Here is a 24,212-nt window from a genome sequence, read left to right as displayed (position 1 = left end):
GCAGGTTAATATCTTCGCGGCCCTGGGCCAAGCCGTTACGACGGGGCAAGCATGCCCTTTTCCTGCGCCAGGCTCCGCATTCGCTTCTGGAGTTTCTCGAAGGCCCGCACCTCGATCTGGCGAATACGCTCGCGGCTCACGTCATATTGTCCGCTGAGCTCCTCGAGCGTCACGGGCTGATCGCTGAGGCGCCTTTGACTCAGGACGTCACGTTCACGATCGTTGAGCACGTCCATCGCCTCTCCCAGCAATTCGCGCCGCGCCTCCAACTCGTCCTGACGCTCGTAATCGGCGGCCTGATCGGCATCCTCGTCCTCGAGCCAGTCCTGCCATTGCATGGTGCCCTCGCCCTCGCTGCCGACAGTGGCATTGAGAGACGCGTCCCCGCCGGACATCCGCCGGTTCATCGAAATGACCTCATCTTCGGTCACACCGAGATCAGCTGCGATCTGGCGCACGTTTTCCGGGCGCATGTCTCCTTCCTCGAGCGCGCCGATCTTGGATTTGGCCTTGCGCAGGTTGAAGAAAAGCTTCTTCTGGGCGCTCGTGGTGCCCAGTTTCACCATCGACCAGCTGCGCAGGATGTATTCCTGAATACTGGCGCGGATCCACCACATGGCATATGTCGCCAGCCTAAAGCCCTTTTCGGGGTCGAAACGCTTCACCGCCTGCATGAGGCCCACATTGGCCTCCGAGATCACCTCGGCCTGCGGCAATCCGTAGCCACGATACCCCATGGCGATCTTCGCGGCGAGTCGCAGGTGGCTGGTAACCATCTTGTGCGCGGCCTCGGTATCGTGTTCCTCTACCCAGCGTTTGGCCAGCATGTATTCCTCTTCCGGCTCCAGAAGCGGAAACTTGCGTATTTCCTGCATATAGCGATTCAATCCGCCTTCCGGAGTCGGCGCCGGAAGATTTGCGTAATTGCTCATGCCTCTATCCCTCCGATGTTTAGCTTGTTAACATACATTTAGGTAACCGGTTAAGACCTTTCAAGCCTCCTGCCCCATGGTCTGCACGCATGATGGGCGGATTTCCGTCGCAGTTTAAAGAGCGGACCGCAACCGGTCACGCAACTGTGCTCGCCGGTCCGTCACCCCCGCCGAGCGCCCGGACCAGAGCCGCCATGTCCGCGGGCAAAGGGGATTCGAAACGCAGATGACTGTTGTACACGGGATGGCAAAACCCAAGAACCGCGGCGTGAAGCGCCTGCCTTGCGAACATCCCTGCCGCGCGCACGCCTTCCGCCGGCAGGGCGCGGGCCGGTAGCCGGCGCCGCCCGCCATACACCGGATCGCCGATCAACCCGTGGCCAACATGGGCCATGTGGACCCGTATCTGATGCGTTCGGCCCGTTTCAAGCCGGCAGTCCACCAGTGCGGCGGCGGCGGGCATCCCGTACGTCGCGATCACGTTTACCCGTGTCACCGCGTGCCGCCCGCCCGTCTCGACCACCGCCTGGCGCTGCCGGTCACTCCGGTGCCGGGCCAGCCGGGTTGCAATGCGCATGGTGCCATCGGACCCGAAGGTGACCCCGCGCAAGCCCCGCAACCTTGGATCCGCGGCGCCCGGTACCCCGTGGATTACGGCGCGGTAGACCCGTTCGACGCTGTGAGCCTCGAACTGCGCGGCCAACCCGTGATGGGCCCGGTCGGTCTTGGCGACAACCAGCAGTCCACTGGTGTCCTTGTCGATCCGGTGGACAATGCCGGGGCGCTTCTTCCCCCCCACTCCCGAAAGCGTGGACCCGCAATGATGAAGCAGGGCGTTCACAAGCGTGCCCGCCGGGCTGCCCGGCGCCGGATGCACCACCATACCGGCCGGCTTGTCGATGACGATCAGGTCGTCATCCTCGAACATCACATCAAGCGAGATGGGTTCGGGCCCGATATGGCTCTCGGTCGCGTCCGGCAGCGTGACCTCCACCATGTCCCCTTCTGACACATGCGCCTTTACATCCGTGACCATCACGGTGTTCACACGGACCGCACCATCGGCGATCAACCGGGCGAGCCGCGTGCGCGACAATGACTCTGCCTCTGGCGCATCACGCGAAAGCGCCTTATCAAGGCGGGGCGGTGGATTGGCCGCGATGGCAAAGCTCAAACGGGTGGACCCCATGAATGACGACCCCGCGAGTCAGCCGGTCGATCCGGGCTTGGTGAAGTATCTGCGCCTTCTGGTAACGGTCCTGACAGGCACGATGATCCTGGGATTCATAATGATCGTGGTGCTCTTTGTCACCCGCTTCTCGGAGGCATTCGGCCCCGACCTTCCGGACTCAATCACCTTGCCCGACGGATCCGACCCGGTCGCCTTCACCAAAGGCGGTGACTGGTACGCTGTGGTTACCGAAGATGACATGATACTGATATTCGACGCGGAAACCGGGCAGCGCAGGCAAACCATCGCGATCAGGCATGTCGCCCCGGATTGACCGGTACCCTTATGGCCGTCGCGATCCATCGCCACTAGGAATGGTACCGCCTCCCCGGCTCGAACGGGGGACCTCTTGATCCACAATCAAGCGCTCTAACCTACTGAGCTAAGGCGGCACTGCGCGGCGATTTATCTTTTGCGCATCGCGATTGCAAGCCTGTTGCAGATCAATCGGGCAGCTTTGTTGATTCCGATCACCACCCGGGGACTGCATCTGCCCGGCACCATGCCCCGGGAACCCCGGGCCCCGCCGTCAGGAGACCCGGCCCGAGACAGGAAACACCGCCCCGGGCGCGCACCCGCCCTTTCGAACATGCCGGGCTCGGCAGTCAGGACCACGACGACATGCGTGGGCGGGGCGCAACGCGGCTTGCCAATCCGGAAGGTTCGCGATACCCCCGATGCGGTGAACCGGAGACAGACATGGGCATCAACAGCGAAAGCGACACCGAAGCAAATTTGCAGATCGGCCCGACCGACCAGGGCATGGTCCGCATCTTCGTGGAGTCGCAGGGCACGGAGATCCCCATGGATTTCTCCCCCGAGGAAGCAGATGAAATTGCCCAGGAAATTTCTGCGGCAGCGCAGCGCGCCCGCGGCAAGACTTCATGACCCCGGATCCTTAAGGCCCTGAAGGCGCCGCGCCGCGAGCCGCGCAAGCCTGCGGGTCAGTGCGGTCCGCCGGGCGCCGGGCAGCCGTGTTTCCGGTCCGGTCCGGACAATCTCGGCATCATAGGCATCCGCGATGATCAGGCCGGTCGTGCCGGGCAGCATATCGGTCGGAAAGGCGGCATCGACCGCCCAGAAAAACCGATCACACCATTCCAGATAACCACCCCATTTGTCGTCCGCGCGGAAATCCGCCGGGCCGGACTTGCATTCCACCACCCAGATCTCGCCCCTGGGGCCAAGCGCGATCACGTCCAACCGCTTGCCACGCTCCGGGACGAATTCCTCGACCGTGGCAAAATCGTGGCTCAGCAGATGCCGGCAAACGCCGCGGGCAAGCAGCCGGCCCTGCGGCAAGGTGATTTCGGTCAGTCCCGTCATGGCACGATTATGAACAAAAGAAGAACGCAGGCAACCCCTTGCCGTGACCGGCCTCAGGGCCTAGGTGTAACCTGTGGCGGGTGCTGCCCTTCCCGTGAACGGTTGCATTCCGGTGGCCTTAAGCAATTCCGAGGGAGCTGGCTCTGTCCGGGCCGTGGTCCGGTTACCCGGCGCCCACCTGTACGAACAGGTCCTCGGGAATGAGAGAACCAAACGGTCGCGTGCGGGCCCGTCACACCCTGCGGCCAATAAGGCCCTGTTTTCGTGGACATCCGAATAAAGGAGACATCCGGGAAATGCGCTCGGGCTTCAATGGCGTCGCCCTGCCGGGTCCGGTCGATTTCATCGCCGGCCCAGGAAAGATTGCTTGCGACGATCGTCATCGACACGCACCGGGATGGTCGCATGCTCCCGACTCATCGCGTGCTGAGCCGTGCCGCCACCGCGGTGATCGTCGTCGTCATCCTTCAGACGCATGACGGCGATCCCGAACTGGACACCGGCAAAGATGATTCCGTTTGAAATCCAGAGAATCACAACCGCAAGCAGACCCTTGTCGGAGTGAGTGACCAGGTGCCAGAGGTTGGCGATGTCGAACCACAGCAGCATAGCCACGAACAGTGCCGCGTTCCCGAAGCCTATGGCGACGTGGGTGATGTAAAGACGGATGAGTTTCGGCATGGCGCAACTCCCTTTTGGATCAGGACTGATCTTATACTGTGCGCGCCATATCGCAAGGGGCCCGGCAGCATCCGACCGGTGCGGCGTGTCGTCCCGCCCCCGGTCCTGGTCCGACACCTCTTCTCCAATGCACAGGCGCGAGCCTGTCCCGAAATGTGCGCCTTGCAGGCGCGCAGTCCTGTCTCGTTGCCGGCCTTCGGCCGGCGCCTCGGGACGCCTCCGGCGGGAGTATTGCAGGAAAGATGAAGACGGACCGGGGGGTCTTCATCTTTCTCCAAATACTCCGGGGGAGGTTGTCATTGTCCAGCCAATGACGCCGGAGACGGAGGCGAAGGTCAGCGCCACGGGGCCTGCGTGGCCCGAACGCAAAACAGACGTGGGTGGCGCAGCCACGCCTGTCGAAATCGGCTGCCGGGCCCGGCGAAAATGCGGAAGATACGACGTTGCCGGGAGCGTTTCGAATGCCTCGGGGCAAATTCAGAAATGTTCCGGTCGGGCCTCCCGTGCCATGTGATCAAGGACGGCATTCACGAAACCCGGCTCCCGTCCCTCAGGATAGAAAGCGCGCGCCACATCGACGTATTCCATTATGATCACCTTCGGCGGTGTGCCGGGGTTGACCAGTTCCGCGCCGGCGGCGCGAAAAAGCGCCCTCAGCGTCGGATCGATGCGGGCGATCGGCCATTTGGCCACCAGGGCCCTGTCTGTCATCTGGTCGATCCTGCCCTGCCATGTGACAGCATCCTCGAGGATCGCCGAGAAAAGATCGATGTCGCCATCGGAAAGCTCGGGGCCGTCCTTCTCGAGTGCAAGGCCGAAACGGTGGCCAAGGAACTCGGCACGCACCTCTTGCGCGTCCTGCCCGGAATGCTCCATCTGGAAAAGGGCCTGCACAGCATAGAGGCGCGCGGCGGATTTCATCTGCCGGCGGCGGTTTCCGGACAGTGGGGCGTCGGATGCGCTCATGCTGTGGGGGTTTCCCTGGGCAGATCAGCCAGTTTCAATTCCTCGGCTTCCGGAAGAAAGCCCACCCCCTTGCGTGGTCCGCCCCAATGGCGTGTCAGCGCGATCAGGTGCAGCGCCGCCGCGGCCGCGCCGGCGCCCTTGTTCATGCGCGAGGGGTCGGCGCGGCTCTCGGCCTGTTCACGGTTTTCCACGGTCAGGATGCCGTTGCCGATGCAGAGCCCTTGCAGGCCCAGCAGCAACAGTCCGCGCGAACTGTCGTTGCAGACAGTCTCATAATGCGTCGTTTCCCCGCGGATCACGCAGCCAAGCGCGACATGACCATCGAAATTGGACATCCGTCCGGCAATGCCGATGGCCGCTGGCAGTTCAAGCGCGCCCGGCACCTCGATCAGGTCGTGACTGCCGCCCGCGGCCTCGATCTCGGCGGTTGCACCCGCGATGAGGTTGTCGGCAATATCCCGATAGAACGGCGCCACCGCGACCAGGAGTTTCACCGGCCGGTCGAATTCCGGGCGCGGAAGGGAATATTCTGTTTCGGCCATGTGACTTTCCTTCAATCCTCGCTGATCGACCGGGTTCCGACGATCGAAATGCCGTAGGCATCCAGCCCCAGATATCGGGTATTGGGGCTATCGGTAAGCAGGATGAGTTCGTGAACGCCCATGGTTGACATGATCTGCGCGCCAAGCCCGGTCTGCTTTATCGTGCGCGGCGTTTCGTCGTCGTCGATCTCTCCCTGCAACCGGGGCCTGGGCTGCCGGAAGAGGAATATCGCACCACGTCCCTCGCGGCCGATGATCTCCATCGCGCGGGGCAGCTTCTTGACAGGGTTGCCGCCAATCCCGAGCACATCCTCCATGGCGTTGAGCGCATGCGCCCTTGCCAGGACAGGCGCCCCGTCGGATACGTCGCCCTTGGTGAGCACCACGTGTTCGGTTCCGGATATCTGATCGGCAAACAGCCGCATCAGCCATTCTCCACCATGCGCCGACGTGACGGTTTCGCGGCGCACCTCGCGCACCAGATTGTCATGCTTGTGGCGGTAAGCGATCAGATCGGAGATCGTGCCGATCTTCATGCCGTGATCACGTGCGAAAACGGCCAGGTCGGGCAGCCGTGCCATGGTGCCGTCATCCTTCATTATCTCGCAGATCACCCCGGCGGGGTAGAGACCGGCCAGACGCGAGATGTCCACGGCCGCTTCGGTATGGCCGGCGCGGATCAGCACCCCGCCATTGCGCGCCCTCAGGGGAAAGACATGACCCGGCGTGGCGATATGGGCACTGCTGTTTTGATCATTGATCGCGGTGGCGATGGTATGGGCGCGGTCGGCCGCGGAGATACCGGTGGTCACGCCCTCGCGCGCCTCGATGGACACGGTGAAGGCGGTTTCATGCCGCGAGGAATTGTTCACCGCCATCATCGGCAGGCCAAGCCGGTCGATCCGCTCGGATGTCATCGGCAGGCAGATCAGGCCGCGCCCCTGCATGGCCATGAAATTGATCGCTTCCGGCGTCGCGAACTCGGCCGGGATGACCAGATCGCCCTCGTTCTCACGATCCTCGTGATCAACGAGAATGAACATGCGACCGGCGCGCGCATCTGCTATGATCTCCTCGGTTGGCGAGATCGCGTCGCGCCAGCCGGCCTCGACGGGTCCCGGGCTCTCGAAGGGGAGCGTATCGGTCATGCTGCGCCTTTCAGGTCTCTCGAATACGGCAGGCTGCCAGATAGCGCAGCCTTTGCGCAATGGCCAGAGCGGAGTTGCGTGCACGGTCTCCACCTTTGCGCCGCCCGGTCGGGTGATCCCGATCCGGCGCAACATGCCCTACCACCGGTCACCATCCAGGCAGGCGATGAAATCCTCACCGCGTTTCTCGAAATTGTCGTACTGGTCGAAGCTCGCCGCCGCGGGGGCCAACAGCACGGTATCGCCCGGCTCCGCCTCGGCGCGGGCGCGGGCGACGGCACGCTCCATCGTGGTGCAAATCTCGGCCTCGACCCCCTCGAGTTCCAGTGCGAACCGTGCTGCCTCGCGGCCGATGACATACGCCTTGACAACGCTGCCAAGGCCGGGCTTCAGCGCCGCAAGACCGCCCTGCTTCATCAGCCCGCCGCAGATCCAGCGGATCCTGGAAAACGCCCCGAGCGCCTTGGCCGCGGCATCGGCATTCGTGGCCTTGCTGTCATTCACCCAAGTGATTCCATCCGCCTGGGAAACGATCTGGCTGCGATGCGGCAGGCCCCGGAACGAGGCGAAGCCGCGCTCGATCACCTTCGGCGCCAGCCCCAGCGTGCGGGCCGCGGCATACGCGGCGCAGGCGTTCTGGTGATTGTGCTGCCCCGGAAGGCCCGCGATGGGACGCAGGTCGATCGAGCCTGCCTGCCGGCCCTTGCGGTATTCCGACACGAACCCCTTGCGCGCGAAGACGTGCCAGCCCGGACCGGTCAGCTTGCGCTGCACGGAGATGCGTATCACCCGATCGTCGCCCGGTCCTTCGGCCACCTGCCCGGCCAGGAAACGGCCCTCGGTCTCGTCCACGCCGATGATCGCGCGGTCCGGTCCGCCCTCGGCAAAGAGCCGGCGCTTGGCCGCGAAATAGCCGCCCAGACCGCCGTGCCGGTCCAGGTGGTCGGGCGACAGATTCGTGAACACCGCCACGTCGGGCGTGAGGGCACGGGCCAGCTCGATCTGGTAGCTGGACAGCTCCAGCACAATGATGCCGCCATCGCCCGGCGGCTCCAGGTCCAGTACCCCGCGGCCGATGTTTCCAGCCAGTTGCGCGGGCTTGCCGGCCTCCTGAAGAACGTGATGGATCAGCGCGGCCGTGGTGGATTTGCCGTTCGATCCGGTGACCGCCACGACCCTCGGCGTGGTGTCGAACCCGTTCCATTGCGCCGTCGCCAGCGAGCGGAAGAAGAGCCCGATGTCATTGTCCACGGGCACGCCGGACTCGAGGGCGGCGGCGACGACGCGGTTGGGCGCGGGATAAAGATGGGGGATGCCGGGCGAGACGATCAGGGCCGCCACCGCCTCGAAGGCGCCGGGGCGCGACAGGTCGCGAATGTCGAAGCCTTCCTCGCCGGCCATCTCGCGCGCGGCCGGGTTGTCGTCCCAGCAGAGCGGGCGGGCGCCGCCGGCGCGCAGGCTGCGGGCGGCGGAGATGCCTGAGCGCCCGAGGCCCAGAACCGCCACGTCATGCCCCTCGACCCCGCGCACTGGTATCATCATCGGCCCCTTCCCTCGCGAACGCCTTCGTGGCTACCCGATCGCGGCCGGCTTGGCCAGAGGGCGAGGACGGCGCTCAGCCGTCGGGAAGGGCGGCGAGGCCGCGCTCAGTATTCTCGATTTGCGGGTGATCGGCGGGCAGCGTGGCGCGGAAGATGGCCAGCGCCTGCTCCAGCAGCGGCCGGGCCTCCGCCGCCCGGTCCAGCTTGATCAGCACGCCCGCGAGGTTGTTGAGGTCGATGGCATAGTCCGGATGCCCCTCCCCGAGGGTCGCGCGGCCGATCTGCAGCGCCTGACGGTAGAGCCCCTCGGCCTCCGCATACCGCCCCTGATCCTCTACCGCGCCCGCGAGGTTGTTGAGGCCGCTGGCATAGGTGGGGTGCCCCTCGCCGATGGTCGCGCGGTCGATCTCCAGCGCCTGGCGGTAGAGCCCCTCGGCCTCCTCATGCCGCCCCTGCGCCCGCACCACGCCCGCGAGGTTGTTGACGCTGCTGGCATAGTCCGGATGCCATTCGCCCAGGGTCGCGCGGCCGATCTCCAGCGCCTCGCGATAGAGCCCCTCGGCCTCCGTATACCGCCCCTGCGCATGCACCACGCCCGCGAGGTTGTTGAGGGCGCTGGCATGGTCCGGATGCTCCTCTCCGAGGGTCGCGCGGTCGATCTCCAGCGCCTGTCGGTAGAGCCGTTCGGCCTCCGCATGCCGCCCCTGCGCCTGCACCACGAGCGCGAGGTTGTTGAGGTGCAGGCTATAGTCTGGATGGTTCGTGCCGAAGGCAGCCCCTGCGAATTCGACACCCAGTCGCGCTTTGTGCTCGTCATCTCCCTCGAAATGTCTTTCGACCAGCTTCTGGATTTCAATAGGGCCCGGCTTGAACAGGTCCTGCAAGGCGTGCTCGAGAGTTGTCATTTTTCAGGGATCGCAACGATGTCAGCTATAACCACTTCACCGAAACTAGATTCAAGATCGACCACCTCCAAGTCAACCTCCGCGAGTTTGTACTTGATTACCTCCTTGGCCAATCTTTTGCGCCTCTCCATGTCTTCGCCCGCTAACTGTTCCATAACTGTTTTCTTCATCCGAATGTCTTTAATATCAAAGTCTTCTGCTTTACACTTCAGGAATACCCTGACACCCAAATCCTCCAGTCGCCGGTCGATTGTTGGCCGTAGTTCCATTACAGGATCATCCCCGGTATGGGCAGAGCCACGAAGGGTCTCGGCATTGATCGGATCACAATCCCAGTGATGCTCATCACCAGACTGCCGATACTGCATCTGGATATGTTGTCTTATGACTTGAGTGTATTCGGTCTCGGTTCTTCGTTCATGGCTTTCGCTTCCGCTTCTGCCGTGTTCGGTTGAAACGCTGCCAGCAGGTCCCTTGATGCTGTCAGCCGTCACACTTGTGGATAGGCGGTCCGATGATGACGCGGATTGATCTCTCGTGTCACCTTGAATCCGGCGATAGCTTTTCTCCCAAGGAGGATAAACACGTACCTTTGTCCCCTTCGGGACCCTGAGATTACTGTCACAGACGACCACAAGCGTTGCTCGCTTTAACTCTACCTGGAATTCGATAGGTGTCTCAGCATCACCAGAATAACGCGCATCACGAAAGCTCAGCGCTACTCGAAACGGGCTGTCCGTGTTCGGCTCCAATGGTTTGTGCCAAGCCTCAAGGCTAACAAGCTCCTGCAAAACGCGATGGCTGTTCGAAACGTTGCTCATAATGCCACCCTACCCGACACACGCAAAAAGGGAAGGGCAGCCCCTGACCCTGGGAGGGGGTGAAGCCCCCTCCCGGGGGGAGGGTCGGGGGCTGCCCGGGGCCAGCCCGGGCGGGGCACTGAATGGGTGTGCACATGTGCCCCGGCCCTCGTCTCCGGCGTGAAACCGGGGCGTGCCTGCACGCCGCCGCGCCATCGCATGTCCGCCCCCCGGACAGGGGATTTGGCTCAGCCAGCACGCCGATTGCATGTTTGGCGGGACAGCGGACATAAACTGCCCTGAAACATCGTTGGATCGCCTGTCCGCGGACATGCGATGGCGCGGCCCAACTCAGCGGCATCACGGGCCGGACCCGCTCCCTCACCGCACCTTGAGCGTCGCCAGCCCGATCATCGCCAGGATCAGCGCGATGATCCAGAAGCGGATCACGATCTGGGGCTCGGCCCAGCCCTTTTTCTCGTAATGGTGGTGGATCGGCGCCATCAGGAAGACCCGCTTGCCGGTGCGCTTGAAATAGAGCACCTGCACGATCACCGAGAGCGCCTCGACCACGAAGAGCCCGCCGACGACGGCGAGCACGATCTCGTGCTTGGTGGCCACCGCGATGGCCCCGATCGCCCCGCCAAGCGCGAGGCTGCCGGTATCGCCCATGAAGACCGCCGCCGGTGGGGCGTTGTACCACAGAAAGCCCAGCCCCCCGCCGAAGAGCGCCGCGGTGAAGATCAGCAGCTCCCCGGTGCCGGGGACGTAGTGCAGATCCAGGTAATCGGTGAAGTCCACCCGCCCCACCGCGTAGGCGATGATGCCCAGCGTGCCGGCGGCGATCATCACCGGCATGATCGCCAGCCCGTCGAGCCCGTCGGTGAGGTTGACGGCATTGGCCGCGCCGACGATCACGATGGTGGCGAAGGGCACGAAAAGGAGCCCCAGATTGATCAGCGTGTCCTTGAAGACCGGCAGCGCCAGCTGCGCCTGAAGCGGATCGGGATGATACGTGGTTGCCCACCAGCCCGCGATCGCAGCGATCAGGAATCCCAGCCCCAGCCGCAGCTTGCCCGGCACGCCCGAGACGTTCTGCTTGGATACCTTGGCATAATCATCGGCGAACCCGATTGCGCCGAAGGCCATTGTCACGAACAGGACCAGCCAGACAAAGGCGTTGTCAAGCCGGGCCCAGAGCAACGTGGAGGTCAGCAGCGCACCGACGATCAACAATCCCCCCATCGTCGGGGTGCCGGCCTTGGCCAGGTGCGACTCGGGCCCGTCGCCACGGATCGGCTGCCCCTTGCCCTGACGCTTGCGCAGGACATTGATCAACGGCGGTCCGAACAGGAACCCGAAGATCAGCGCGGTCATGAAAGCCCCACCAGCGCGGAAGGTTATATACCTGAACAGATTGAAAAAATCCCCACCATCAGAGAGGGCGGTAAGCCAGTAGAGCATTTAAGAGTCCCTTTCTTGCGCCGCGAGACGTCGGCTCGCGCGGCGCAACGCGTCCACGAACAGGCTGATCCGGCTGCCCTTGGAGCCCTTCACAAGCACCACGTCGCCCGCGTCTACCATGCGGCGCGCACCGGCCGCCAGTTCTTCGGCGCTTTGCACCCAGACTCCGCGCCTTTCCTCCGGCAGGGCGGCCCAGAGGGCCTGCATCCGGGGGCCTGCACAATGCACGGTATGGACCTTGGCGATCTGCGGCAGTTCTGCCAGCGCCGCGTGCATCGCCATTTCTTCTGCCCCCAGTTCCAGCATGTCCCCCAGAACGGCGATGCGCCTGCCCTTCTCGACACGTCCGACACCGTCCCGGGGCCGTGACGCTGCCAGAACGTCCAGCGCCGCCTCGACCGAGGCCGGGTTAGCGTTGAAAGCGTCGTCGATCAGTTCGAGCGTCCAGCTTTCGTCTCCGTCGTCAAGCTCCAGCACTTCACGCGTGCCGCGCCCGGAAGGCGGCTGCCAGCGTGCCAGATCCGGCGCGGCCATCCCCGTGTCGGCGCCGAGCGCGGCCACCGCCGCGATCACCCCCAGACCGTTGATGGCAAAGTGACGGCCGGGGCTCATGACCTTGAACACCATGTCGGTTCCGTCTGCGCCCCCCGATCGCGCCTCGGCCACTGTGGTATCGGTCCCGGGTCTCACGCGCGTCAGGCGGAAATGCGCCGCCGTCTCGCCGAAATCCACGATCTCGGCGCCGGCCGCGCGGGCCGCTTCGAACAGGATGCCGGCGTGATCGGTATCGGCGTTGATGACGGCCTTGCCGCCCGGCTCCAGCCCGGCAAAGATCGAGGCTTTCTCCTCTGCGATGCCTGAAATATCGTCGAATGCGTCCAGATGGGCCGGAGCGATGGCCGTGATCATCGCCACATGCGGGCGCGCCATGCGGCTGAGCGGAGCGATTTCACCCGGCGCGTTCATGCCGATCTCGATCACGGCAAACTCCGCCGTCCGCGGCAGCCGCGCCAGAGTCAGGGGCACGCCCCAATGGTTGTTGTAACTTGCCTCCGCCGCATGTGTGGCGCCCTGCGCGGACAGGACCGCGCGCAACATCTCCTTGGTCGAGGTCTTGCCCACCGATCCGGTCACCGCAACCACGCGTGCGGCGCTCCGCGCCCGGCCGGCTCGCCCCAGGTCCTCAAGGGCGCACTGCACGTCCTCCACGACAAGTAATGGCGCATTGGCCGGCACGCCTTCGGGCCGGTGGCTGACCATCGCGGCGGCTGCCCCCTTTTCCAGGGCCTGCACGACGAAATCATGCCCGTCGCGGGTGGCGGTCAACGCCACGAAAAGGTCGCCCGGGGCGATCGTGCGGGTGTCGATGGACACCCCTGTCGCCTTCCAGTCCCCGAAAGCTTCGCCGCCCGTGGCGCGGGCGGCGTCCGCGGCACTCCACAGGGTCATGCCACGCCCCCGTCCAGCGCCGTGACGGCCACGGAAGCCTGTTCGCGATCATCGAACGGCAGCACGTCCTCGCCGACGGTCTGCCCGGTCTCGTGGCCCTTGCCCGAGATCAGCAGCACGTCCCCGGGACCGAGTGCATCGACACCTCGCAGTATCGCCTCGGCGCGGTCCCCAACGTTCAGCGCCTCGGGGCATCCCGCCATGACCTCGGCACGGATGAGCGCGGGATCCTCGCTGCGCGGGTTGTCGTCGGTCACGATAACCACGTCGGCATGTTTCGCCGCCGCCTGCCCCATCAGCGGCCGCTTGGCGCTGTCGCGATCTCCTCCCGCGCCGATTATGGCGACCAGCCTGCCCAGAACATGCGGGCGCAGCGATTTCAGCGCCGTTGCCACGGCATCCGGTGTATGGGCATAGTCCACATAAACCGCCGCGCCGCTACCGCGCGTCGCTGCAAGCTCCATCCGGCCCCGTACGGTACGGATCTCCTGCAACGTCTCGAACACGCGGTCAGGATCGGCACCGGTGGCGATGGCCAGCCCCGCCGCAATCAGGACATTGCCGGCCTGGAACCCTCCGATCAGACCCAGATCGACCTGATATGCCGCGCCGGTCCATTCGAACCGCAGGGTCTGCCCCTCGGCGCCAAAGCGCTGCGCACCGATGCGCAGGTCCGCCGACGGCTCGCGGCCGACAGTCAGAACCCGAAGCCCCCGGGCACGGGCGCGATCGGCCATCTCCGGGCCGCGGGGGTCATCCGTGTCGATCACTGCCGTCGCATCCTGCGGCAAAACACGGGTAAACAGCCCCGCCTTGGCATCGAAATACGCCTCCAGCGTCGGATGATAATCCAGGTGATCCTGGCTGAGATTGGTGAAGGCCCCGGCCACCAGGCTGACCCCGTCCAGGCGCCGTTGGGCCAACCCGTGACTGGATGCCTCCATCGCCGCATGGGTGACGCCGTCGGCCCTGAGCCCGGCCAGAAGACGGTGCAACGTGATCGGTTCTGGAGTTGTATGGGCCAGCGGCGCCTCGCGCGCGCCTTCGACGCCGGTTGTGCCGATATTGACCGCTTCGAGGCCCAAGGCCTCCCAGATCTGCCTTGTGAAACTGGCCACCGAAGTCTTGCCGTTGGTGCCGGTGACGGCCACCATTGTTTCCGGCCCCGGCCCGAACCAAAGCGACGCCGCGCAGGCCAGCGCCTGACGCGGATCCTCCGCCACCACCAGCGCCGCGTCCGAGGCTTCGAGCGCAAGCCGGGCGATGCGCGCGCCCTCGGCATCGGTCAGAACCGCGGCCGCCCCCATCCTCAGGGCGTACTGGATGAACTCGCCGCCATGGAGCCGCGTGCCGGGCAAGGCCGCGAAAAGATACCCCTCGCGCACCTCGCGGCTGTCCACGGCGAGCCCGGAAATCATCGGGGTGCGCCCGCCCCGCGCGGTCAGCCCGAGATCCGCAAGTGATCTTTCAAATTCAACCATGATCGCGCCCCCGGCATGCGGCCCGGCGGCCGCCTCAATCAGATGTTCGCCTTATATCAGCAAGCCGGGGCGGTTCAATCTCGGGTCGCAACCCCAGCAGCGGCGCTGTCCGGCGAATGATCTCGCGCGCCACCGGCACCGCCGTCCAGCCGGCAGTGCGCCGCGGTTCGCTGCCGGACGTCTCGACCGGTTCATCCAGCGTGACCACCAGGACGTAACGTGGATCGTGAGCCGGAAAGATGCTGGCGAAGGTGGCGATGATCCTGTCCTCGTAATACCCTCCGCCGGGCTTGATCTTTTCTGCGGTTCCGGTCTTGCCGGCCACGAAATAGCCGGACACGTCGCCCATGGTGGCGGTACCCTCAGGATCGGCCACGACCCCGCGCAGCATGCGCCAACTCTGTCTTGCGGTGTCTTCCGACATGATTCGCGGCCCCTCCTGCGGCGCCCGCGTCCTGAGCAGTGTCGGGGTCACCTTGCGCCCGCCATTGGCGATGGCCGCGTAACCGGCAGCCAGATGAAGCGGGCTGGCTGACAGCCCGTGACCATAGGCGATCGTCATCGTCGAAAGCTCGTTCCAGCGTGGCGGCAACAGGGGCTTCGCACCGGCGGCCTCGATAAGTTCGAGGCCCGTCGCATCGAAGAACCCGAGCTGACGAAGGAAATCCTTCTGGCGCTCGATTCCGATATCCGCCGCGATCCGGGCGGTGCCCAGGTTGGACGACTTCACGATCACCTTCTCGACGCTCAGCCGCGGACCGTAGTCCTTGAAATCCCTGATCCGGAACCCGTCCTTGAGGATCGGGCCGGTCGTGTCGATCATCGTCTCGGGCGTGACGAGCCCCAACTCCAGCGCCTGCGCGACGGCAAATATCTTGAAGGTCGATCCCAGTTCGTACCGGCCTTGCACGGCGCGATTGAAAAGCGGGCTTTCGCCTGCCTTCGCATCCTCGCCCGTGGGCGGGTCGGGCCGGTCGTTGGGGTCGAAATCCGGCAATGATACCAGCGAGATCACCTCGCCGGTATGGGCATCCATCATCACCGCCGCGGCGCCCTTGGCATTGAGAAGCCGCATGCCGCCGGACAGCACCCTTTCGGCGGCCGCCTGCACCGACAGGTCCAGCGACAAAACCAGCGGTTCATGCCCGCGCGCCGGGTCGCGGAGGCGATCGTCGAAATAGCTTTCTATCCCGGCGATTCCGAGAACTTCGGCCCCCGCGACCGCCTCGAGTCCAAAGCCGGCACCCCCCAGAACATGCGCCGCAACCGCCCCGTTGGGATAAAGGCGCATCTCGCGGCGTCCGAACCGCAATCCCGGTTCGCCGATGTCATGGACTGCCTGCTTCTGCTCCGGGCTGATCGTCTTGCGGACCCAGGCGAAACTGCTTTTGCCAGTGAAACTGCGTTGCAACCGCGCAGCATCGAGATCCGGGAAGATCTTGGCCAGCTCTCTTGCCGCGCGCCGTGGCTCGATCATCCGGCGGGGCTTGGCATAAAGGCTGTGAGTGTCGAAATTGCTTGCCAGGATACGGCCGCGCCGATCGGTTATGGTGGCCCGCTGCGCGAGAATCTCGGCTCCTTTCGCGCTGGCACGCGGCGCCGGCGGAGGAGACGAGGCCAGGACGCCCATGCGGGTCCCGATCACCGCGAAGGCACAGAAGAACATTGCCCCCGTGACCAGCAGCCGGCGTTCGGCACGCCTGCGGTCCCGGTCGTGCATCTCCTCGTGGCGCCGGCGAATGTTATCGCGCTCGATCGCGTCGGGATTGCCGCCACTCTCGCGCGCCTTGAGGATTCTCGCCAGAGGTCGAAGCGGGGTGCGGATCATCACTGGGCCTCCGGGTCGGACACATCGACAGGATTATTGAAGCTGAGCGGCGCGCGCACACGAGGCGGATAGGCAACCTGATCGACCCGGCCGAACTGATGCGGCTGCAACGGAAGCAGCCCCAAACTGTCGAAATTCAACTCCGCGAGATCGCGCAGACGGTCCGGGCGGTTCAGGTAGGCCCACTCCGCGTTCAGCATGCGCAAGCGTTGACGGGCAAGACTGATCTTCCGTTCAAGCGCCTCGGCGCGGGCCTGGGCGGCCTGGGTCTTGTAATTCTCGTGATAGGCCCAGAAGGCCAGCCCGATCACCGCAAGCGCACTGAAGACATAGAGCAGTCCACGCATCACACGCCCCCCCTTGGCAACGGCTGACCCAATGTGCGCCGATCCAGTGGCCGGGCGGCGGCAGACGTGCGGGTGGCGACCCTCAGCCGGGCCGAACGGGCGCGCGGATTTCGCGCCACTTCCTGCGCGTCGGCGCTTAGCGCCTTTCGCGTGGCCTGAATGAATTGCGGTTCGGGATGCTCGATCTCCGGGGCGTGACGGCTGCCGCGCCCGCCACCGCCCGAACGCGACTGCATGAACCGCTTCACCATGCGGTCCTCGATGGAATGAAAGGTCACGACGGCCAGATGCCCGCCGGGCGCAAGCGCCCGTTCGGCCGCGGCCAGACCCGCCGAGAGTTCGCCCAATTCGTCGTTGACCGCGATGCGGATGGCCAGGAAACTCCGGGTCGCGGGGTGGACCTGTCCGGGCTTGCCCCGGGGCAGGCATTTCTCCACGATTTCCGCCAACTGACCGGTGGTGACGATCGGGGCCTCGGACCGCGCACGCACGATCGCGCGCGCGATGCGCCGGCTGGCACGCTCTTCGCCGTAAAGGTAAAGGATGTCGGCCAGGGTTCCCTCGTCGGTATCGTTGACCAGATCGGCAGCACTGCGCCCCTCGCCTCCCATACGCATGTCAAGCGGACCGTCACGCATAAACGAAAACCCCCGCGCCGCCTGATCAAGCTGCATCGATGAGACACCAAGATCCAGCACCACGCCCTGCAGGCCTTGCCCGTGCGCATCGAGATTTGAAAACACGTCCTGAACCAGAGTGACCCGCCCCGCGCAATCGGAGGCCCAGCCTGTCCGCGCCATCTCAAGAGCGGCCGGGTCACGGTCCAGTCCGATCACATGCGCCGCACCTGCCCGCAGCAACCCCCGCGCATAGCCGCCGGCGCCCAGAGTACCATCCAGCCAAGTGCCCTGCACGGGCGCAACCGCCTCCAGCAACGGACCAAGCAGAACCGGAACATGGGGGGCGTCTCCGGGTGTCGCGTGGGCCGCGGATGCCATCGGCTAGTCCTCCTCGTCCCCGCTCAGATACATCGACGCATCGACGTCGGGGTCGAAGGCGTCATCCGCGGTCAGTTCCTCGGCGATCACCGCCTCGTAGGTTTCGGGCTTCCATATCTCGAAAGCCTCGCCGGTGCCGGCAAAAAACGCCTCGCCCGCCAGTCCGATCTTGTCGCGCAGCTTGGCCGGAAGGACCAGCCGCCCGGTCTCGTCCACCGAGGTCGGAAAGGCATGGGTGACATAAAGGCGCTGAAGCGCCAGCCGGCGCTTGTCGGCGCGCGGCATCCTTTCGATCTTGGCATGGATCTTGTCCATGGCGCGCAGGGTGAAACACTCCAGAAAATCGCGCTTGCCGTCTCCGTAGACGATATGGATTTGCGGGTTCTTGCCGTCGACCCAATCGGGGTCTCCCGCCTCCAGGACGCGACGAAACAGGTGCGGGATGGACACCCGCCCCTTGCTGTCCACCTTGTGGCGGCTCTCGCCTATGAACCTCAGCTTGCGGTCCACCTGTCCCTCGCGGCCCCAGGTCTCTGCCCTGAACACGAAACGGCGGATTGAGCTGCTGCCACTGCCCAATCCGCCGCCCTCGTCCCGCTGCTCGCGGGCTGTCCGACTGCGCGCGCCACCTGGGGGGATGTCTGCTCGCCCGCGCGCCGGATCTCTCGTTCTGATGAAGCGGGTGCCTGCATGAAACCTGACTTGGGAGATTCTTTTGTGGGGTTCTTTATGTGCCCCTTCTGCCCGTCCTCATCGTGCATAAAGGGATGCCATGGGATTTCATGGAAATCAACTAAATTTTTGCCAAGCAGTCATATCTTCTTGCGCCGGCACCCCTTGAAAACAAGAAAAATCTCATACTGTCAGCCCAATCAACGCATTAATTTGCGTGTTTCTTATCTTGCAACACAATATATGGTGAGATTGACGGCTAAAGAATAATTCCCATGAATTCCCGATTTTTTTGCAAAGAAGAGTGCAATACCCTGAACCCGGGCCGGGATTCAACCGTTCAAGGCGAATCAAAAACCTGATTCGCTTCTTCCGGGGGCTCGGACCACCGCAAAACTCGCAAGCACACCACCTGTGCCCATGGTTTCCCATGCAGGGGCGGCATACGGATTGTCACAAGGGGAATATCGGGCGTCGCCTCAGGAACGGGCGCACCGGGCGAAGCCGGGCGGCGCACGGGTTGACCCGGCCGCCCGGCTTCTTGATCCGCTGCTCAGCCGCGGACGACCATGACGGAACACTTGGCGTGCTCGGCCACCTTGCCGCCGTTGGACGGCCAGACATAATCCATCACATTGGGCATGTGGCTCTGCATGACGATCAGGTCAGCCCCGATCTTGCCCACGGTCTTGAGCAGGGCATCGTCAACGTCGGTGGTCGGGTCGTGGCTGATTTCGGTATCGCCACTGGCCGAAATGCCGTGCTTGTCGGCCTGCTCGGACGCGAAAGCATCCAGCTTCTGGGCGAACTCGGCCGGATTGTGGGCCGTGGAACTCGGTGTTGCGGCGGTGACCGCCACAAAGACAACCTCGGCCCCGTAATGCTTGGCCAGATCGGCCGAAACCTGCAGCGCCTTTTCCAGATCGCCCTTATGCGCCAGATCGACCGGCGTCATGATCTTCTTGAACATGTCTATCCCTCCTGTTGCGCGCGGTGTGTTGAGCGTCTTTCCCGTCCAGGGCCCCCCCGGCAAGGGATTCTGCGCGCTTTGGCACCCCGGGGGCCTGCGGCGTCTCCGCAGGGTGCCCCGGCGGAGACGGTAACGCGTGTCCCGCTTGGAAATCAATCAGCTGCGCCGATTCAGATGCAAAAAACGGCAGCCCGTCACCTCACCCGGCCTCCCCGTCCAACCATTTCAACATGATCAGAGCATCGACCAGCCCGTGTTGCGGATGATCGAAAACACGGGGAAGCCGCCCCACTGTCCCGAAACCGAGCGATTTCCACAGCGCGATGGCGCCGACATTCGTCTCGACAACGAAATTGAACTGCATGGCCCGAAACCCCAGGTCGCGGGCAACCGCCTGCGAATGCCGGCACATGGCCCGCGCCACGCCCCTGCCCTGCGCGGGGACCGCGACGATATATCCGCAGTTGCAGACATGCGCCCCACCGCCCTGCTGGTTGGCCTTCAGGTAATAGGTGCCGGCGATCCCGCCGTCCCGCTCCGCGACATAGGTGGCGCGCGGGGCCTGCATCCACCATTCGAAAGCCCGCCCGCGCGACATCCGTGGATCGACGGCATAGGTGTCCCCGGCCCGGATAACGGTGCGAAGCACCGGCCAGAGCGCGTCGAAATCCTCGTCGCGCGCAGGCCGTATGCTCAGGTCCGCGGGCACACCCATCCGCCGCTCAGGCGTTCACGTCAACGACAACACGGCCGCGCACCTGGCCCTTCAGGATGTCACGACCCAGATCCGGCAGATCGTGCAGGGTTGCGGGCTGCACCATTTCCTCCAAACGGTTCATCGGCAGATCCGCCGCGATGCGCCGCCACGCCCGCAGGCGATTCTCATAAGGCTGCATCACGCTGTCGATTCCCAGAAGGTTCACACCCCGCAGGATGAAAGGCGTGATCAGCGCCCCCTCGATGGCCGGCCCGCCGGCCAGCCCGACCGCCGCGACCGAGGTGCCGTATTTCATCTGCTTGAGAACCCGGCCCAGCATCGCGCCCGCCACCGCGTCCACGCAGCCGGCCCACTGCTCGGCCTCCAGGGGCTTCCTGGTCACCTCGGTCAACTCGTCGCGCGCGACGATCCGCGCGGCCCCCAGCCCCTCGAGGTATTGCGCGGTTTCCGGCCGTCCGGTGACCGCCGCCACCTCGTGGCCCAACCCGGCCAGGATCGCGGTCGCCACCGAGCCCACGCCGCCAGCGGCCCCTGTCACCAGGACAGGCCCGTGCCCGGGTGCCAGCCCGTGCTCCTCCAGCGCCATGACCGACAGCATCGCGGTCAGCCCCGCGGTGCCCACGGCCATCGCCTGGCGGGTATCAAGTCCTTCGGGAAGCGGGACCAGCCAGTCGGCCTTCACCCGGGCCTTCTGCGCGTAGCCGCCCCAATGCGCCTCTCCCACGCGCCAGCCGGTCAGAACCACCTTGTCACCGGGCTTGTAGCGGTCGTCGTCGCTCGTCTCGACGGTCCCGGCGAAATCGATCCCGGGCACATGCGGGTAGTGCCGCACCAACCCGCCGCCCGGGCCGATACACAGGCCGTCCTTGTAATTGACCGTGGAATACTCCACCGCCACGGTCACCTCGGCCTGTGGCAGGTCCTCTTGAGAGATCTGCCGCACCGCCGCGCTTGTCTGGCCGCTTTCCTCGTCCTTGTCCACGATCAACGCGTTGAACATCCCGTTCTCCTTTTTCCATACGGGGCCACGCCCCGCTTCATCTGGCCTCAAGTACCTCGGGGGAGTCGCCCCTCAAGGGCGACGGGGGCAGCGCCCCCGCTCCTCCTTCAGGCCCAGAAGCACTCCTGCACGACACCGCGCCGCTCGCCGTCGGGTGCCGCGATGCGCAGTTCGGTGCCCGCCTCCCAATCGGTCATCCGCACCATGCCGATGGCCACGTTGGTCCGGTGGTCGGGCGACCACGCGGCGGAGCTTATGCGCCCCACCCGCTTGCCCCGTTCAGAGAGCACCGGCCACCAGTCCACGCAGGGCGGCACCGCCGGCCCGTCGATCGCGATCGCGCGGATCTGCTGCACGGGGCCTTCCTTGGCCACCCTCAAGAGCGCATCACGCCCGATGCAGCCGATCGCCGTGTGGGTGTTGCAGAACCGTCCCAACCCGCATTCATGCGGGGTGTTGTCATCGGTCATGTCGTTGCCATAGCTCAGCAACCCGCCCTCGATCCTCTCGATCAGGTTGGGGCCGCCCGCATGCACGTCGAGATCCCGGCCCGCCTCCATCAACGCATTCCAGAGCGGCATGCCCGCCTCCGATCCCTCGACATAGATCTCGAAGCCGCCCTGCTTGGAATAGCCCGAGCGCGCGACCACCATGTCACGGCCCTGGAAATCGAGAACGCCGAACCGGAAAAAGCGGATCCCGCGTACCGCCTCGCCGAACACCCGCGCCATCAGGTCGTCGGCGCGCGGCCCCTGCACGGCCAGCGGGCTGACGTCGGGCTCGTCCACCAGCACGTCCAGACGCCAGCCATGCGCGATCGCACGCACCCAGTAAAGAAGGTCCGAGTCCGCGATCGAGATCCACCACCGGTCCTCGGCCAGCTTGACCGCGACGGGATCGTTCAGCATGCCGCCGGTCTCGTCGACGATGGGCACGTAGAAGCATTGCCCCGGCGTCATGCCGCGCAGGTCGCGCGGGGTCAGCATCTGCATCAGACGCGCGGCGTCCGGCCCGCGCAGTTCCACCTGGCGCTCGCAGGACACGTCCCAGATCTGGACCGCCTCCTTGAGATGGCGGTAATCCTCCTCGATACTGCGGAAAACGGTGGGCAACAGCATGTGGTTGTAGACGGTGTAGCCTTTCACACCGGCCGCCTCGACACCCTCCGAAAACGGCGTGCGGCGCAGCCGTCGCGACAGCGACAGGATCGGCGGCGATACGGCGGGGGCAGCGGCAGAGCGGGTCATGGTCGGGGTCACAGGCCGATATCCTCCGGCATCACGAAAAGATCGGTTGGCCCCGGGGCGGCGCCCGCGGCGGTGAGCATGGCATGCACCTGACCGCGATGGTGGGTCTGGTGGTTGAAAAAATGCCCGACGCAAAGTGCCAGCGGCCGGTTCAACTCGCGCCCGGCGGCCCCGGAAAACCAGGCCAGGTCGCCGGCAAGGTGGTCACTCTCCAGCCGGTCCGCCCAGCCCATGATGCGCCGGTCAGCCGCCGCGCGCGCGGCACGGAACCTGCCCCAGTCGGGCCACAGCCCGGCGCTCTCTGGAATGCCGCCCGTCGGCGCCTCGCCACCGTCAAAGCGCGACATCCAGACAAGGTCGGCCCAGAGCAGGTGATTGAGTGTGCCGGCTATGGACCCGAAGAACGCGCCGCGGTCCTGCCTCAGCGAAGCCTCGTCCAGATCGTCTGCGGCATCCAGAAGGTTTCGGTTCTGCCAGGTGTTATAACGCGCCATCATGGCGCACCACGACGGCGTGACGATCATTTGTCCGGGCCTTTCCAGTCGATCTGGCAGATTTCCGCGCTGCGCCCGTCGAAATCCCACACCCGGCCGAAAGCGCGCACCTTGCCCTGGTCCGCGCGGGCGACGGTGATGTCCGGGCCCATCCAGTACTTGGTGTTGGTCACCACGATGTCATCGCCATCGCTGCCCGCCACCGGAGTGATGGCACCGTTGATCGCCCGGCCCACCATCAGGCGGCGCGTCTTGCCCTCTGTCTCGAAGGTGATCGGCGCCCGCTCGGCACCGAGGAATTCACTCACCAGGATCTTGAACAGGCCGGTCGTGCCCCTGGCCTTGCCGCTCATGATGTCCACGAGCCCGTGATAGGCGTCATTGCTGGCGCGATCGTCGATATAGGCCGCGGCCTTCCAGTTGCCGCGCGCCATTTTTCCCGGAATTTCCAGCAACAGGCCGACATTCAGTCCGCCAAGGTCCTCCTCGCCGTAGTGGCCCTCGTCGATCCGGATCCCCGCCCATCCCATGCAGTAACCCTCCGTGGGCGGATGATCCCCGAGGCTGATCACGCAAGGGCAGAAGACGGTACAATTGCAATTGAGGATAAGTTCCCCCTTGATGGACCACGGTACCGATCCATGCCCCGATTTCGGCGCCCCCGGCATCCGATTGTCGATCTTCACCGGCGTATCCAACTTCTCAGATGCCATCTCGGGCCTCCTCCTGTGTCAAATCAAAGTCGTCACGAGCATCCCGACCGCGCCAAACAGCAGCAGGATACCCAGGGGTCCTGTGATCGGGCGCCCGATATCGGGCAGTTTTTCCATGACCATGATCACCGTCGCCAGCCCCATGAAGGCAAGGTTCATCACCCCGCCCACGAAGGCCAGAAGCATCAGTGCCCAGCAACACCCCAGGCACACCAGCCCCAGCCTGAGGCCGTTGCGCCACGGCCCTTCGTCCCAATGCTGGAAGAAGAATGTCAGCGGTGCCCGACACCTGGCAAGACACACCTCCTTGGCCGGGCTGAACTGGTAAAGCCCGGCCAGTGCCAGGAACGCGGCGGACAGAAGACCGGAGCGGCTGTCGCCGAAGACACTGACCAGTTCCGCTGCGAACAAGGCCATCTGCAATCCAGCCGCCAGCGCCGAAAATCCCAGCCAGACCAAGAGGTACCCTGCCACCAGGGCGCCGAAACCCTTGTCGTTACCGGCCGGCAATTCATCATAGGTCGCCAGCGCGGGCAGCGCCGTGGGCGCCATCATCGCCGCCGACATCAGCGCCCACATCAGTGTGACGCGCGCATAGCCCGCGGCGTCCGGTGTCACCATGCACAGGCTCTCCCAGAATCCGGCACCGTAGATCCGGCCCGCGGCGCGCAAATCCGCCGGCAGGGCCATGGCGTAAAGCGCCGTCCACGCGGCAAGGATGGCCGCGAAAAACAGCAGCCAGTGCGCGCCGGTCATCCG

The 24,212-nt window shown here is 64.9% G+C and carries 26 protein-coding genes and 1 tRNA gene; 2 read left to right on the top strand and 25 right to left on the bottom strand.

The window, feature by feature from the left end; genetic code table 11:
• Nucleotides 1-35 precede the first annotated feature (35 nt).
• Nucleotides 36-932, bottom strand: coding sequence for an RNA polymerase sigma factor RpoH (gene rpoH, locus DQW77_RS06865; protein ID WP_113257454.1), 897 nt, complete (start codon nt 930-932; stop codon nt 36-38).
• Nucleotides 933-1,068: 136 nt separating this feature from the next.
• A complete protein-coding gene (locus tag DQW77_RS06860; protein ID WP_113257453.1) occupies nt 1,069-2,121 on the bottom strand; it encodes an RluA family pseudouridine synthase in 1,053 nt (350 codons plus the stop codon).
• Between DQW77_RS06860 and DQW77_RS06855 the strand changes: the two genes are divergently transcribed.
• Nucleotides 2,120-2,437 (top strand): DUF6476 family protein, encoded by a 318-nt coding sequence (locus DQW77_RS06855; protein WP_113257452.1) that lies wholly within the window; start codon nt 2,120-2,122, stop codon nt 2,435-2,437. The genes DQW77_RS06860 and DQW77_RS06855 overlap by 2 nt on opposite strands.
• A gap of 41 nt (nt 2,438-2,478) precedes the next feature.
• On the opposite strand, the gene DQW77_RS06850 is transcribed toward DQW77_RS06855, so the two are convergent.
• Nucleotides 2,479-2,555: transfer RNA gene (locus DQW77_RS06850), tRNA-His, on the bottom strand.
• A 307-nt stretch (nt 2,556-2,862) separates the two neighbouring features.
• Between DQW77_RS06850 and DQW77_RS06845 the strand changes: the two genes are divergently transcribed.
• Entirely contained in the window at nt 2,863-3,051 is a 189-nt protein-coding gene (locus tag DQW77_RS06845) for a DUF6324 family protein (protein ID WP_113257538.1), read from the top strand.
• Here the strand turns inward: DQW77_RS06845 and DQW77_RS06840 are convergent.
• The 22 genes from DQW77_RS06840 to DQW77_RS06735 all read right to left on the bottom strand — a co-directional run bounded on the left by DQW77_RS06840 (nt 3,046) and on the right by DQW77_RS06735 (nt 24,209).
• Nucleotides 3,046-3,489 carry an MmcB family DNA repair protein gene (locus tag DQW77_RS06840; protein WP_113257451.1) on the bottom strand — a complete coding sequence of 148 codons (444 nt, stop codon included), beginning with the start codon at nt 3,487-3,489 and terminating at the stop codon, nt 3,046-3,048. The two genes, DQW77_RS06845 and DQW77_RS06840, sit on opposite strands and share 6 nt — an antisense overlap.
• Before the next feature lie 342 nt (nt 3,490-3,831).
• Complete coding sequence (locus DQW77_RS06835; RefSeq protein ID WP_113257450.1) at nt 3,832-4,170, bottom strand: hypothetical protein; 339 nt, start codon at nt 4,168-4,170, stop codon at nt 3,832-3,834.
• Nucleotides 4,171-4,647: 477 nt separating this feature from the next.
• Complete coding sequence (gene nusB, locus DQW77_RS06830) at nt 4,648-5,136, bottom strand: transcription antitermination factor NusB (protein ID WP_113257449.1); 489 nt, start codon at nt 5,134-5,136, stop codon at nt 4,648-4,650.
• A complete protein-coding gene (locus tag DQW77_RS06825; RefSeq protein WP_113257448.1) occupies nt 5,133-5,678 on the bottom strand; it encodes a 6,7-dimethyl-8-ribityllumazine synthase in 546 nt (181 codons plus the stop codon). The genes nusB and DQW77_RS06825 overlap by 4 nt, the downstream gene beginning before the upstream one ends.
• An 11-nt stretch (nt 5,679-5,689) precedes the next feature.
• Entirely contained in the window at nt 5,690-6,826 is a 1,137-nt protein-coding gene (ribB, locus tag DQW77_RS06820) for a 3,4-dihydroxy-2-butanone-4-phosphate synthase (RefSeq protein WP_113257537.1), read from the bottom strand.
• 138 nt (nt 6,827-6,964) lie between these two features.
• Nucleotides 6,965-8,365 carry a UDP-N-acetylmuramoyl-L-alanine--D-glutamate ligase gene (gene murD, locus DQW77_RS06815; protein ID WP_113257536.1) on the bottom strand — a complete coding sequence of 467 codons (1,401 nt, stop codon included), beginning with the start codon at nt 8,363-8,365 and terminating at the stop codon, nt 6,965-6,967.
• A 76-nt stretch (nt 8,366-8,441) separates the two neighbouring features.
• Nucleotides 8,442-9,272: a tetratricopeptide repeat protein gene (locus DQW77_RS06810; protein ID WP_113257447.1), complete on the bottom strand. Its 831-nt coding sequence runs from the start codon at nt 9,270-9,272 to the stop codon at nt 8,442-8,444.
• Nucleotides 9,269-10,093, bottom strand: coding sequence for a hypothetical protein (locus tag DQW77_RS18015; protein ID WP_147094938.1), 825 nt, complete (start codon nt 10,091-10,093; stop codon nt 9,269-9,271). The genes DQW77_RS06810 and DQW77_RS18015 overlap by 4 nt, the downstream gene beginning before the upstream one ends.
• A gap of 360 nt (nt 10,094-10,453) precedes the next feature.
• Nucleotides 10,454-11,536: a phospho-N-acetylmuramoyl-pentapeptide-transferase gene (gene mraY, locus DQW77_RS06800; RefSeq protein WP_113257445.1), complete on the bottom strand. Its 1,083-nt coding sequence runs from the start codon at nt 11,534-11,536 to the stop codon at nt 10,454-10,456.
• Nucleotides 11,537-12,985 (bottom strand): UDP-N-acetylmuramoyl-tripeptide--D-alanyl-D-alanine ligase, encoded by a 1,449-nt coding sequence (murF, locus tag DQW77_RS06795; protein WP_113257444.1) that lies wholly within the window; start codon nt 12,983-12,985, stop codon nt 11,537-11,539.
• Nucleotides 12,982-14,466, bottom strand: coding sequence for a UDP-N-acetylmuramoyl-L-alanyl-D-glutamate--2,6-diaminopimelate ligase (locus DQW77_RS06790; protein ID WP_113257443.1), 1,485 nt, complete (start codon nt 14,464-14,466; stop codon nt 12,982-12,984). The genes murF and DQW77_RS06790 overlap by 4 nt, the downstream gene beginning before the upstream one ends.
• A 34-nt stretch (nt 14,467-14,500) precedes the next feature.
• Nucleotides 14,501-16,294, bottom strand: coding sequence for a penicillin-binding protein 2 (locus DQW77_RS06785; RefSeq protein ID WP_113257442.1), 1,794 nt, complete (start codon nt 16,292-16,294; stop codon nt 14,501-14,503).
• Nucleotides 16,294-16,641, bottom strand: a complete 348-nt coding sequence (locus DQW77_RS06780) for a cell division protein FtsL (RefSeq protein ID WP_181711208.1) — start codon at nt 16,639-16,641, stop codon at nt 16,294-16,296. Before DQW77_RS06780 ends, DQW77_RS06785 begins: the two co-directional genes overlap by 1 nt.
• A complete protein-coding gene (gene rsmH, locus DQW77_RS06775) occupies nt 16,641-17,639 on the bottom strand; it encodes a 16S rRNA (cytosine(1402)-N(4))-methyltransferase RsmH (protein WP_113257440.1) in 999 nt (332 codons plus the stop codon). The genes DQW77_RS06780 and rsmH overlap by 1 nt, the downstream gene beginning before the upstream one ends.
• Before the next feature lie 3 nt (nt 17,640-17,642).
• Complete coding sequence (locus DQW77_RS06770; protein WP_258523778.1) at nt 17,643-18,107, bottom strand: division/cell wall cluster transcriptional repressor MraZ; 465 nt, start codon at nt 18,105-18,107, stop codon at nt 17,643-17,645.
• A gap of 757 nt (nt 18,108-18,864) precedes the next feature.
• Nucleotides 18,865-19,281: a universal stress protein gene (locus DQW77_RS06765; RefSeq protein WP_113257439.1), complete on the bottom strand. Its 417-nt coding sequence runs from the start codon at nt 19,279-19,281 to the stop codon at nt 18,865-18,867.
• Nucleotides 19,282-19,480: 199 nt separating this feature from the next.
• Complete coding sequence (locus DQW77_RS06760; RefSeq protein ID WP_181711207.1) at nt 19,481-19,996, bottom strand: GNAT family N-acetyltransferase; 516 nt, start codon at nt 19,994-19,996, stop codon at nt 19,481-19,483.
• 7 nt (nt 19,997-20,003) lie between these two features.
• On the bottom strand, nt 20,004-20,999 hold the full coding sequence (gene acuI, locus DQW77_RS06755) for an acryloyl-CoA reductase (protein ID WP_113257438.1): 996 nt from the start codon (nt 20,997-20,999) through the stop codon (nt 20,004-20,006).
• A gap of 107 nt (nt 21,000-21,106) precedes the next feature.
• Entirely contained in the window at nt 21,107-22,246 is a 1,140-nt protein-coding gene (locus DQW77_RS06750) for a dimethylsulfoniopropionate demethylase (protein ID WP_113257437.1), read from the bottom strand.
• Nucleotides 22,247-22,254: 8 nt separating this feature from the next.
• Nucleotides 22,255-22,770, bottom strand: a complete 516-nt coding sequence (locus DQW77_RS06745; RefSeq protein WP_258523746.1) for a DinB family protein — start codon at nt 22,768-22,770, stop codon at nt 22,255-22,257.
• Nucleotides 22,767-23,408 carry a DUF1326 domain-containing protein gene (locus tag DQW77_RS06740; RefSeq protein WP_113257531.1) on the bottom strand — a complete coding sequence of 214 codons (642 nt, stop codon included), beginning with the start codon at nt 23,406-23,408 and terminating at the stop codon, nt 22,767-22,769. The genes DQW77_RS06745 and DQW77_RS06740 overlap by 4 nt, the downstream gene beginning before the upstream one ends.
• A 63-nt stretch (nt 23,409-23,471) precedes the next feature.
• Entirely contained in the window at nt 23,472-24,209 is a 738-nt protein-coding gene (locus DQW77_RS06735) for a DUF2182 domain-containing protein (RefSeq protein ID WP_113257532.1), read from the bottom strand.
• Between the last annotated feature and the right edge of the window lie 3 nt (nt 24,210-24,212).

Origin of the sequence: Roseovarius sp. TE539 (assembly GCF_003298505.1) — a bacterium.
In the GTDB taxonomy this organism is placed as follows: domain Bacteria; phylum Pseudomonadota; class Alphaproteobacteria; order Rhodobacterales; family Rhodobacteraceae; genus Roseovarius.
Note: the sequence above shows the minus strand (reverse complement) of the source record. Positions and strands in the feature narration are given on the sequence as shown.

Bases quoted from the DNA above. Each gene is read 5' to 3' on its own strand.
- DQW77_RS06840 (WP_113257451.1), bottom strand. From the start codon at position 3,489: ATGACGGGACTGACCGAAATCACCTTGCCGCAGGGCCGGCTGCTTGCC.
- DQW77_RS06855 (WP_113257452.1), top strand. From the start codon at position 2,120: ATGAATGACGACCCCGCGAGTCAGCCGGTCGATCCGGGCTTGGTGAAG.
- ribB (WP_113257537.1), bottom strand. From the start codon at position 6,826: ATGACCGATACGCTCCCCTTCGAGAGCCCGGGACCCGTCGAGGCCGGC.
- DQW77_RS06785 (WP_113257442.1), bottom strand. From the start codon at position 16,294: ATGATCCGCACCCCGCTTCGACCTCTGGCGAGAATCCTCAAGGCGCGC.
- rsmH (WP_113257440.1), bottom strand. From the start codon at position 17,639: ATGGCATCCGCGGCCCACGCGACACCCGGAGACGCCCCCCATGTTCCG.
- DQW77_RS06825 (WP_113257448.1), bottom strand. From the start codon at position 5,678: ATGGCCGAAACAGAATATTCCCTTCCGCGCCCGGAATTCGACCGGCCG.
- DQW77_RS18015 (WP_147094938.1), bottom strand. From the start codon at position 10,093: ATGAGCAACGTTTCGAACAGCCATCGCGTTTTGCAGGAGCTTGTTAGC.
- acuI (WP_113257438.1), bottom strand. From the start codon at position 20,999: ATGTTCAACGCGTTGATCGTGGACAAGGACGAGGAAAGCGGCCAGACA.
- DQW77_RS06780 (WP_181711208.1), bottom strand. From the start codon at position 16,641: ATGCGTGGACTGCTCTATGTCTTCAGTGCGCTTGCGGTGATCGGGCTG.
- murD (WP_113257536.1), bottom strand. From the start codon at position 8,365: ATGATACCAGTGCGCGGGGTCGAGGGGCATGACGTGGCGGTTCTGGGC.
- DQW77_RS06845 (WP_113257538.1), top strand. From the start codon at position 2,863: ATGGGCATCAACAGCGAAAGCGACACCGAAGCAAATTTGCAGATCGGC.
- nusB (WP_113257449.1), bottom strand. From the start codon at position 5,136: ATGAGCGCATCCGACGCCCCACTGTCCGGAAACCGCCGCCGGCAGATG.
- DQW77_RS06740 (WP_113257531.1), bottom strand. From the start codon at position 23,408: ATGCCGGGGGCGCCGAAATCGGGGCATGGATCGGTACCGTGGTCCATC.
- DQW77_RS06860 (WP_113257453.1), bottom strand. From the start codon at position 2,121: ATGGGGTCCACCCGTTTGAGCTTTGCCATCGCGGCCAATCCACCGCCC.
- rpoH (WP_113257454.1), bottom strand. From the start codon at position 932: ATGAGCAATTACGCAAATCTTCCGGCGCCGACTCCGGAAGGCGGATTG.
- DQW77_RS06750 (WP_113257437.1), bottom strand. From the start codon at position 22,246: ATGACCCGCTCTGCCGCTGCCCCCGCCGTATCGCCGCCGATCCTGTCG.
- murF (WP_113257444.1), bottom strand. From the start codon at position 12,985: ATGACCCTGTGGAGTGCCGCGGACGCCGCCCGCGCCACGGGCGGCGAA.
- DQW77_RS06790 (WP_113257443.1), bottom strand. From the start codon at position 14,466: ATGGTTGAATTTGAAAGATCACTTGCGGATCTCGGGCTGACCGCGCGG.
- DQW77_RS06745 (WP_258523746.1), bottom strand. From the start codon at position 22,770: ATGATCGTCACGCCGTCGTGGTGCGCCATGATGGCGCGTTATAACACC.
- mraY (WP_113257445.1), bottom strand. From the start codon at position 11,536: ATGCTCTACTGGCTTACCGCCCTCTCTGATGGTGGGGATTTTTTCAAT.
- DQW77_RS06735 (WP_113257532.1), bottom strand. From the start codon at position 24,209: ATGACCGGCGCGCACTGGCTGCTGTTTTTCGCGGCCATCCTTGCCGCG.
- DQW77_RS06760 (WP_181711207.1), bottom strand. From the start codon at position 19,996: ATGGGTGTGCCCGCGGACCTGAGCATACGGCCTGCGCGCGACGAGGAT.
- DQW77_RS06835 (WP_113257450.1), bottom strand. From the start codon at position 4,170: ATGCCGAAACTCATCCGTCTTTACATCACCCACGTCGCCATAGGCTTC.
- DQW77_RS06810 (WP_113257447.1), bottom strand. From the start codon at position 9,272: ATGACAACTCTCGAGCACGCCTTGCAGGACCTGTTCAAGCCGGGCCCT.
- DQW77_RS06765 (WP_113257439.1), bottom strand. From the start codon at position 19,281: ATGTTCAAGAAGATCATGACGCCGGTCGATCTGGCGCATAAGGGCGAT.